Source organism: Pseudomonas sp. FG-3G (assembly GCF_901007645.1).
Classification (GTDB): Bacteria; Pseudomonadota; Gammaproteobacteria; order Pseudomonadales; family Pseudomonadaceae; genus Aquipseudomonas; species Aquipseudomonas rhizophila.
This window is the reverse complement of record NZ_CAAKGZ010000004.1, coordinates 100,106-106,752: the sequence shown is the minus strand read 5'-3', so window position 1 is coordinate 106,752 and position 6,647 is coordinate 100,106. Positions and strand designations below refer to the sequence as shown.

The following is a 6,647-nucleotide window of genomic DNA, read 5'->3' as shown; positions in this document are numbered from 1 at the left end:
CTCTTGCTCTTGCTCTTGCTCTTGCTCTTGCTCTTGCTCTTGCTCTTGCTCTTGCTCTTGCTCTGCTTTTGATCTTGATCTTGATCTTGATCTCGACGCCCCGTTAAACCACGCTGGCCGAACGTAGGAATTGCGCAGTGGGCATCCCGGCATGGATGCCGGGATAGCCGCGCTGGGCCATGGATGGCCCTTCGCGGCGGGCCCACGGAGCAATGCCGGAGTGAGGGTACACCGAGCCTAAGCGAGGTGCCGAGTGGTGGGGCAAAGCGCTTTGGTTACTTTCGCGCTCTTCGAAAGTGACCCGCCGTAAGGGCGGAACCATAAGCAGCCGTTACCGAAGAAATGGATATACACACCAACCATGACACTACAAAAAAAATGCCCACATCTCACGATACGGGCATTTTCTTAACCAAGTTGCGACACCCGGCTTATGGCTGGATGGCTTTTTTCATACCCCGGCCACTTATTTCACCACTTTCAAACTAGGCCGCCCGCTAGGACGCGGCGGCTCGTCATCCGGTGGCGGCAGGTCATCATCAGCCTCGAACTCTTCTTCGCCATCCAACGGCGATTCCAGCTCGAACACCATACCCTGACCATTTTCCCGGGCATAAATCCCCAGGATCGAGGCGATAGGCACGTACAGGGTGTGTGGCACCCCCCCGAAGCGTCCCTCGAAACTGACCGCGTCATTGTCCATGTGCAGGTGACGCACAGCGGCCGGTGATACGTTCAAGACAATTTGCCCATCGTTGGCAAAACCCTGCGGCACCTGCACCGATGGATACTCGGCGTTGACCAGCATGTGCGGGGTGCAATCGTTGTCCACAATCCACTCGTAGAGCGCGCGGACCAGATAAGGTCGACTGGAGTTCATAGCGGCTCCCTAAGCCTTAGCGCATGTCACGTTCGACACCAGACAGACTCGCCTGGAATGCCTCACGCGCAAATTGGCGCTCCATATAATCAAGCAACGGCTTGGCAGGCCGCGGCAGTTCAATACCCAGAATCGGCAAACGCCAGAGTATTGGCAATAGGCAGCAATCCACCAGGCTTTGTTCCTCACTGAGGAAGAATGGCTTGTCGATGAACAGCGGCGATACGCCAGTCAGGCTTTCACGCAATTCTTTGCGCGCCACGACCCGCGCAGGTTCTTTGGTTCGTGAATCCAGGATCAGGTCCACCAACCCGCACCAGTCACGCTGGATGCGATGGATCAGCAAACGGCTGTTGGCCCGCGCAACAGGATATACCGGCAGTAAAGGCGGATGCGGATAACGCTCATCCAGGTATTCCATCACCACTGTCGACTCCCACAATGCCAGGTCACGATCGACCAGCGTGGGCAGGCTGCCGTAAGGGTTCACTTCGATCAGCTTCGGCGGCTGACGGCCCGCTTCGACGTAAATGATCTCGGCGCTGACACCCTTCTCTGCCAGTACGATGCGTACCCGGTGGGAGTAGTGGTCGGCGGGGTCGGAGTAACAGGCCAACCGATTGGTCACGCCCATGGCGATCCTCCTCGCTTGTTGAAATTATCGAAAAACGGAAAAACGAGCGCGCCCAAAGGGCGCCTCCCGTAACACCCGGCGGACCAGGTTCGTTACATCCAGAGACGCCCTTGGGCGCGCACGATTAACAGCAACGGTTTACAGCTTTATCAATGCACGTCTTTCCAGTATTCGCGCTTGAGCAGGTAAGCGAATACGAAGAAGAACGCCAAATACAGCAACACATAAGTACCGATGCGCTGATGCTCCAGCTTCACCGGGTTGGCCGAGTAGGCCAGGAAGGTCACCAGATTCTTGACCTTCTCGTCGAACTGCTCTTCAGTCAGGCTGCCGGTGTTCGGCAACACGGTCAACTGGTCGCAGGCTTCGTGAGTCAAAGCGGTGCCGGTCAGCGGATCGTATTGCTTCTTGCCGTCCTCGACGATTTGAACCTGTTTGCAGCCTACCACCTGGCGACCCTGCAGGCCGACCAGAACGTTTGGCATGCCGACGTTCGGGAAGACCTTGTTGTTCACGCCCCAAGGACGCGCAGGATCTTCATAGAACGAACGCAGGTAACCGTAGAGCCAGTCGGTGCCACGCACGCGTGCCACCAGGGTCAGGTCGGGCGGTGCAGCCCCGAACCAGGTCTTGGCGTCTGCCGGCTGCATGCCGATGTTCATGTGATCGCCCAGCTTGGCGCCAGTGAACACCAGCTTCTCGAGCATCAACTCATGGGGAATGCCCAGGTCATCAGCTACGCGCTCGTAACGCTGGAACTTGGCGCTGTGGCAGCCCATGCAGTAGTTGGCGAACGTACGCGCGCCATCCTGCATGGCAGCTTTGTCGGAAACGTCAATGTCGACTTTTTCCAGCTCAGGACCACCGGATGCGGACGCAAAGGACAGTACAGGCATAGCAGCAAGAATCAGTACAGAAAATAGCTTTTTCATCAGCCAGTCACCCTTTCCGGAACCGGTTTGGTCTTCTCGAGCCTGGTGTAGAACGGCATCAGAATGAAGTAGGCGAAGTACAGGAAGGTGCAGACCTGCGACAGCAGCGTCCGGCCCGGCGTTGGAGCGAGTACGCCCAGCACACCCAGGATCACGAACGAGATGCAGAACACCCAGAGCCAGATTTTGCTCAGCCAGCCTTTGTAGCGCATCGACTTGACCGGACTGCGGTCCAGCCACGGCAGGACGAACAGCACGGCGATCGCTGCACCCATGGCGATGACGCCCAGCAGCTTGTCCGGAACCGCCCGCAAAATCGCGTAGAACGGCGTGAAGTACCAGACCGGAGCAATGTGCTCAGGGGTCTTGAAGGCGTTCGCCTGCTCGAAGTTAGGCTTCTCGAGGAAGTAACCACCCATCTCTGGGAAGAAGAACACGATGGAGCAGAAGATGAACAGGAACACTACCACGCCGACGATATCTTTGACGGTGTAGTACGGGTGGAAGGCGATGCCGTCCAGCGGTACACCGTTTTCGTCCTTGTACTTCTTGATGTCCACGCCATCGGGGTTGTTCGAGCCAACTTCGTGCAGCGCCAGGATGTGCAGCACCACCAGACCGAGGATCACGATCGGCAGGGCCACCACATGCAAGGCGAAGAAGCGGTTCAGGGTAATGCCCGAGATCAGGTAGTCACCGCGAATCCACTGGGTCAGGTCATCACCGATGACCGGGATTGCACCGAACAGCGAGATGATCACCTGGGCGCCCCAGTAGGACATCTGGCCCCACGGCAGCAGATAGCCCATGAAGGCTTCCGCCATGAGCGCCAGGTAGATCAGCATGCCGAAGACCCACACCAGCTCACGAGGCTTCTGATACGAACCGTAGAGCAGACCACGGAACATATGCAGGTAAACCACGATGAAGAACGCCGAAGCGCCGGTGGAGTGCAGCAGACGCAGGATCGAGCCGTACTCGACGTCACGCATGATGTATTCGACGGAGGCAAACGCTTCTTCCGCCGAAGGGGTGTAACTCATGGTCAGCCAGACACCGGTGACGATCTGGTTGACCAGAACGAGCAATGCCAGGGAGCCAAAGAAGTAGAAGAAGTTGAAGTTTTTCGGAGCGTAATACTTGCTGAGATGGTCTTCCCACATTTTGGTCGCGGGAAAGCGCGCATCAACCCAATCCATGAATTTGCTCATCACGCTGTCTCCGTATCGACGCCAACGACAATGATGTCGTCGGTCTCATAGGAATGCGGGGGAACTGGCAGGTTCAGAGGTGCAGGCTGCGATTTGTAGACGCGACCCGCCAGGTCGTAGTGGGAGCCGTGGCAAGGGCAGAAATAACCACCGACCCAGTCCTTGCCCAAGTCGGCAGGGGCTACCTCAGGACGGAACGTTGGCGAGCAACCCAGGTGCGTACAAATCCCGATCAGCAGCAGGACTTGCGGCTTGATCGAGCGTGTCTCCGGATCGACATAGGTCGGTTGCGTCGAGTTCTTGGAGGTAGGGTCAGACAACTGGCCCTCGATCTTTTTCAGATTCCCCAGGATTTCCTCTGTACGGCGGACGATGAACACCGGCTGACCGCGCCACTCAGCAATCATCTGCTGGCCTGGCTCGATCTTGCTGACATCCACTTTCACCGGTGCACCTGCGGCTTTCGCCTTGGCACTGGGAAACCATGACCCCACGAACGGGACCGCAGCCCCCACCGCTCCTGCAGCACCCACCACGGATGTGGCTGCTACCAGGAAGCGACGCCGGCCTGCATTCACGCCGTCATTGCTCATTCAGTCCTCTCCCATCAGCTTTGTGGCCTGTTAAATCAGGCGTCTACTAAGTAAAAATCTGAACTTATAAAAATTTTGCCGAATGGTAATGAAAAGCCCCAGTTCTGACAAGGTAATTACCAAGCGACCCAACCGCCAAGCCTTGTAGTATAGGGGCTTCACGGATGTGGCAAGTTGTCACAGCATAAATCTTTCGCGCATAAAAAAACGCCCAGCTCCGTGAGGAACTGGGCGCCTTTTGAACGCGAAAGCGAAATTAACGCTTCGAGTACTGCGGACGCTTACGCGCTTTACGCAGACCGACTTTCTTACGTTCAACTTCACGAGCATCGCGAGTTACGAAGCCGGCTTTGCGCAGTGCACCGCGCAGAGTTTCGTCGTAATCCATCAGTGCGCGAGTGATGCCGTGGCGGATTGCGCCAGCCTGACCACTTACACCACCACCGATAACAGTGACGTAGATGTCGAATTTTTCGACGGTCTCGGTCAGTTCCAGCGGCTGACGAACTACCATGCGGGCAGTTTCGCGGCCGAAGAAGTTATCCAGGGAGCGGTTGTTGATGGAGATGTTACCAGTGCCCGGACGCAGGAAAACGCGTGCGGTTGCAGTCTTGCGACGGCCAGTGCCGTAATTTTGAGTCGCCGACATAATGAACTATTCCGTTAAAACTTCAGTTCTTGGGGCTGCTGAGCAGTATGAGGGTGAGCAGCGCCCGCATAAACCTTCAGCTTACGATACATGTCGCGACCCAGTGGGTTTTTAGGCAGCATGCCTTTAACCGCGGTCTCGATCACGCGCTCAGGGGCTTTGGCGATCAGCTTTTCGAAGTTGATCGACTTGATGCCGCCAGGAAAACCGGAGTGGGAGTAGTACATTTTGTCAGTGGTTTTAGCGCCAGTAACACGTACTTGCTCAGCGTTGATGACGACGATGTAGTCACCGGTGTCGACGTGAGGGGTGTACTCAGGCTTGTGCTTGCCACGCAGACGGCTCGCGATTTCGGTGGCCAGACGACCCAGGGTCTGACCAGCAGCGTCGACGACAAACCAGTCGCGCTTTACTGTTTCCGGTTTAGCAGTAAAAGTTTTCATTCTTTATAGCCTCAGGGGCCGCCCTGTAAATTAGACGGCGGATCTTACTGAATAGTGCGTACTTTGACAAGTCAAAGGCAGCCGGATACAGACGCTTTCGGGGGCTCGGGTCGGCGCGTCCGTTCAACGGCAAGATTCTTCGGCGGCGGCGCATCACTTCCACTGCAGAAAGAGGTGCGCAATTATGCAGATTGCGAAAAATAATTCAACCTGCTTTTATGATTGTTTTGCCCAAGGAGTTCCCGATGGATTATCGCCAGCTAGGCCGTACCGATCTAAACGTGAGCGCCCTGTGCCTCGGAACCATGACCTGGGGTGAGCAGAACAGCGAGGCCGAGGCCTTCGCCCAGATCGAACGCGCCAAGGGTGCCGGGATCAATTTCATCGACACCGCCGAGATGTATCCGGTACCGCCCAAGGCCGAGACCTACGCCACCACCGAGCGCTACATCGGCAATTATTTCAAGAGCCGCGGCGACCGTGCCGACTGGATCCTGGCGAGCAAGATCGCAGGCCCGGGCAACACCATCGACTACATCCGCGACAAAAACCTCAAGCACAACCGCCGCCATATCGTCGAAGCGGTGGACGCCAGCCTCAAGCGCCTGCAGACCGACTGGATCGATCTCTACCAACTGCACTGGCCGGAACGCAGCACCAATTTCTTCGGCCAGTTGGGCTATCAGCACAAGGCCGACGAAGATTTCACCCCGCTGGAGGAAACCCTCGAGGCCCTGGACGAGCAGGTCCGGGCCGGCAAGATCCGCCACATCGGCCTGTCCAACGAAACGCCGTGGGGCACCATGAAGTTCCTCGCCCTGGCCGAAGCCCGTGGCTGGCCGCGGGCAGTGTCGATCCAGAACCCCTACAACCTGCTCAACCGCAGTTTCGAGATCGGGCTTTCGGAAATCGCCATCCGCGAACAGTGTGGCCTGCTGGCTTACTCGCCATTAGCGTTCGGTTTCCTGTCGGGCAAGTATGAAGGCGGCGCACGGCCAGCCAAGGGCCGCCTGACGCTCTATAGCCGCTTCATGCGCTACTTCAATCCGCAATCGGAAGCGGCGTGCAGCCGTTATGTGGCATTGGCCCGGGAACACGGCCTGGACCCGGCGCAGATGGCCCTGGCCTTCGTCACCCGACAACCGTTCGTGACCAGCAACATCATTGGCGCCACCACGCTGGAACAACTGGACAGCAACATCGCCAGCTTCGACCTGAAGCTGTCCGATGAAGTGCTGGCGGGGATCGAGGCGATTCACAAGGATCAGCCGAACCCGGCGCCTTGATCCATAGGCCTCATCGCGA

General features: G+C 57.3%; 8 protein-coding genes. 1 reads left to right on the top strand and 7 read right to left on the bottom strand.

Going from position 1 to position 6,647, the window contains the following annotated elements; translation table 11 throughout:
• Positions 1-466: 466 nt before the first annotated feature.
• From PSEUDOMOFG3G_RS03060 to rplM, 7 genes are all read right to left on the bottom strand, one after another.
• Positions 467-880 (bottom strand): ClpXP protease specificity-enhancing factor, encoded by a 414-nt coding sequence (locus PSEUDOMOFG3G_RS03060; RefSeq protein ID WP_047228570.1) that lies wholly within the window; start codon positions 878-880, stop codon positions 467-469.
• A 16-nt stretch (positions 881-896) separates the two neighbouring features.
• The gene (locus PSEUDOMOFG3G_RS03055; protein ID WP_047228571.1) at positions 897-1,514 is read right to left on the bottom strand and encodes a glutathione S-transferase N-terminal domain-containing protein; all 618 of its coding nucleotides are present in this window, start codon (positions 1,512-1,514) and stop codon (positions 897-899) included.
• A 149-nt stretch (positions 1,515-1,663) separates the two neighbouring features.
• Positions 1,664-2,446 carry a cytochrome c1 gene (locus PSEUDOMOFG3G_RS03050; RefSeq protein WP_047228572.1) on the bottom strand — a complete coding sequence of 261 codons (783 nt, stop codon included), beginning with the start codon at positions 2,444-2,446 and terminating at the stop codon, positions 1,664-1,666.
• The gene (locus PSEUDOMOFG3G_RS03045; protein ID WP_047228573.1) at positions 2,446-3,657 is read right to left on the bottom strand and encodes a cytochrome bc complex cytochrome b subunit; all 1,212 of its coding nucleotides are present in this window, start codon (positions 3,655-3,657) and stop codon (positions 2,446-2,448) included. Before PSEUDOMOFG3G_RS03045 ends, PSEUDOMOFG3G_RS03050 begins: the two co-directional genes overlap by 1 nt.
• Positions 3,657-4,250, bottom strand: coding sequence for a ubiquinol-cytochrome c reductase iron-sulfur subunit (gene petA, locus PSEUDOMOFG3G_RS03040; protein ID WP_047228574.1), 594 nt, complete (start codon positions 4,248-4,250; stop codon positions 3,657-3,659). Before petA ends, PSEUDOMOFG3G_RS03045 begins: the two co-directional genes overlap by 1 nt.
• A gap of 256 nt (positions 4,251-4,506) precedes the next feature.
• A complete protein-coding gene (rpsI, locus tag PSEUDOMOFG3G_RS03035) occupies positions 4,507-4,899 on the bottom strand; it encodes a 30S ribosomal protein S9 (protein WP_003205364.1) in 393 nt (130 codons plus the stop codon).
• Between the two features lie 14 nt (positions 4,900-4,913).
• Positions 4,914-5,342 (bottom strand): 50S ribosomal protein L13, encoded by a 429-nt coding sequence (rplM, locus tag PSEUDOMOFG3G_RS03030; protein ID WP_003205365.1) that lies wholly within the window; start codon positions 5,340-5,342, stop codon positions 4,914-4,916.
• A gap of 245 nt (positions 5,343-5,587) precedes the next feature.
• Between rplM and PSEUDOMOFG3G_RS03025 the strand changes: the two genes are divergently transcribed.
• The gene (locus PSEUDOMOFG3G_RS03025) at positions 5,588-6,628 is read left to right on the top strand and encodes an NADP(H)-dependent aldo-keto reductase (RefSeq protein WP_047228575.1); all 1,041 of its coding nucleotides are present in this window, start codon (positions 5,588-5,590) and stop codon (positions 6,626-6,628) included.
• Positions 6,629-6,647 lie beyond the last annotated feature (19 nt).

Bases quoted from the DNA above. Each gene is read 5' to 3' on its own strand.
- PSEUDOMOFG3G_RS03060 (WP_047228570.1), bottom strand. From the start codon at position 880: ATGAACTCCAGTCGACCTTATCTGGTCCGCGCGCTCTACGAGTGGATT.
- PSEUDOMOFG3G_RS03055 (WP_047228571.1), bottom strand. From the start codon at position 1,514: ATGGGCGTGACCAATCGGTTGGCCTGTTACTCCGACCCCGCCGACCAC.
- PSEUDOMOFG3G_RS03050 (WP_047228572.1), bottom strand. From the start codon at position 2,446: ATGAAAAAGCTATTTTCTGTACTGATTCTTGCTGCTATGCCTGTACTG.
- PSEUDOMOFG3G_RS03045 (WP_047228573.1), bottom strand. From the start codon at position 3,657: ATGAGCAAATTCATGGATTGGGTTGATGCGCGCTTTCCCGCGACCAAA.
- petA (WP_047228574.1), bottom strand. From the start codon at position 4,250: ATGAGCAATGACGGCGTGAATGCAGGCCGGCGTCGCTTCCTGGTAGCA.
- rpsI (WP_003205364.1), bottom strand. From the start codon at position 4,899: ATGTCGGCGACTCAAAATTACGGCACTGGCCGTCGCAAGACTGCAACC.
- rplM (WP_003205365.1), bottom strand. From the start codon at position 5,342: ATGAAAACTTTTACTGCTAAACCGGAAACAGTAAAGCGCGACTGGTTT.
- PSEUDOMOFG3G_RS03025 (WP_047228575.1), top strand. From the start codon at position 5,588: ATGGATTATCGCCAGCTAGGCCGTACCGATCTAAACGTGAGCGCCCTG.